Origin of the sequence: Streptomyces sp. bgisy159 (assembly GCF_965341775.1) — a bacterium.
Taxonomy (GTDB): domain Bacteria; phylum Actinomycetota; class Actinomycetes; order Streptomycetales; family Streptomycetaceae; genus Streptomyces.
This window is the reverse complement of sequence record NZ_CBDQZH010000110.1, coordinates 1-1,922: the sequence shown is the minus strand read 5'-3', so window position 1 is coordinate 1,922 and position 1,922 is coordinate 1. Positions and strand designations below refer to the sequence as shown.

The window sequence follows — 1,922 nt, the reverse complement described above, 5'->3', positions numbered from 1 at the left end:
GGACGCGATCGTGCCGGATCCGGCAGCCGGCAGGGACCACAAGCAGCTCGACCGGACTCGAACCGTTGGTACAAGCGTCGTTGGCCCGACTACTGATCCAAATACCTCATCGGTTGGCCCGAGAACCGACCAAGCGGTAGCCGACGTTCACCGTGTGACGGAGGCTTCAGCCCCGCCCACGGCCTCGGCTCGTGAGCTCGGAGACGTTCGGCAACCCCCCGCTTACATGGAGATCGACTCTGTTGCCACTCTGCCACCACGTCCACACAGCTCTGCGGACACAATTGGCAGCCCGCCCGCACTTGACCATGTGAGGCGAGAGTCGCCTCACATGGGCACGGCTCCCCCCGCGATCGGCAGCAACAGGAGTACGCCTCCGCTGCAAGCCACAGGCAGGCCAGGACCTGGTGCTACGGGGCCAGGCAGAGCAGTCGCCGGATCTCCGCGACAGGCCGCATCCCTCACCACTCCGCTGGGGCCAGGACAGGCAACGGGTGCGCGCCCGCCCATGGGGCCGGCCCCCGGCACACCAGCGGCTGCTTCTGGCCGAATCCCGAGTAGTCCGGCCAACGGGATTGTGGGAGGTCGCCCGACGACGCCACCCATTGGCCGAGCAACTGGAGCCATCCCACGAGGTGTCGTCGTAGGCGGTGAGGCCACGCCTCCTCGTGGGCCTATGGGCTCGCCCGCTGGAACAACGAACCATGCCGGGCACTCGGTAGGCCACCAGCCAGCCGCACCCGTAGGACGACGCCTGCCCTCCTGGAAGGGACCCGTCATCGGCGGACGCCCGATCCCGTCCGATGGTGCCGCCGACGACAGTCAGCAGCAGTCGGTCCGTGCGGGCACGCGTAGGCCCGCCACCGGTGGCCTAACCACGGCAGGGAACACCGGCGCGGTAAGCGGTCGTCCCACCAGCGGCCCGACCAGCGCACCGCGCCAAGGGGAGGGGACCGGCACAGGCGGCCTTCAGGCCCGTCAGTCAGCGTCCCGCGCGGACGCCGGCCGCAGCGGAGGACGCACGCAACGCGCGCCGGAGGACGAACAGTCCCGGCAGCAGGATCGCCGACGTGCCCTGCCACCGGTCATCGACTGATTCACTCCTGGAACCCGAGAAGGCGGACTCCATGCACACGAGCAACCCTCGACACAGAGGTCGTCGCGCGGCGGCAACGGCAGCCCTGGCCCTGCTGCTCGTGAGCGCAGCAAATACCTCGGCCACCGCGAAGTCGTCCCGAGAGGAGCAGTGGTTCCTTGACGCGATGCACGCTGAGGAGATGTGGCGGATCAGCACTGGGGCGGGCATCACGATCGCGGTCATCGACTCCGGTGTCGACGCGGCCAACCCAGACTTGGTCGGACGCGTGCTGCCCGGCAAGGACTTTGCCGAGGAGCAGCCCGGGGACGAACACTCCGACTACGAGGGCCACGGTACGGGCATGGCGGGTCTTATCGCCGGCACCGGAGCCTCCGATGGTGGCAAGGGTGCGTTCGGCCTTGCGCCCGGCACCAAGATCCTTCCCCTTCGCATGCCCAGTCATGAAACCGCCGCGAACAAGGAAGCGGGGAACCAGCGATTCAATACCGTCGCTCCCCAGGCGATCCGCTACGCAGCCGACCACGGCGCACAGGTCATCAACATCTCCTTGGGGCACTCGAAGGGCTCACCGCAGCTGACAGCCGCAGTGAAATACGCCCTGAACAAGGGATCACTGATCTTCGCCGGTGTCGGAAACAGCGGAGACACGACGAACGAGCTTGAGTACCCCGCAGCAACGCCCGGAGTCGTCGGCGTGGCGGCAGTTGGCAAGAACCTGCACCGGACCTCTTGGTCCCAGTACGGCCCCCAGGTGGACATGGCAGCCCCAGGTGAGGCGATGGTTCATGCCTGCGGTGGCAAGACGGGCCTCTGCGAAACCGAG

1 protein-coding gene is annotated in these 1,922 nt (G+C 67.6%); it reads left to right on the top strand.

From position 1 onward, the window contains the following. Positions 1-1,127: 1,127 nt before the first annotated feature. A partial coding sequence (locus tag ACSLTV_RS36015) for a S8 family serine peptidase (RefSeq protein ID WP_435613723.1) occupies positions 1,128-1,922 on the top strand: 795 nt, incomplete at its 3' end.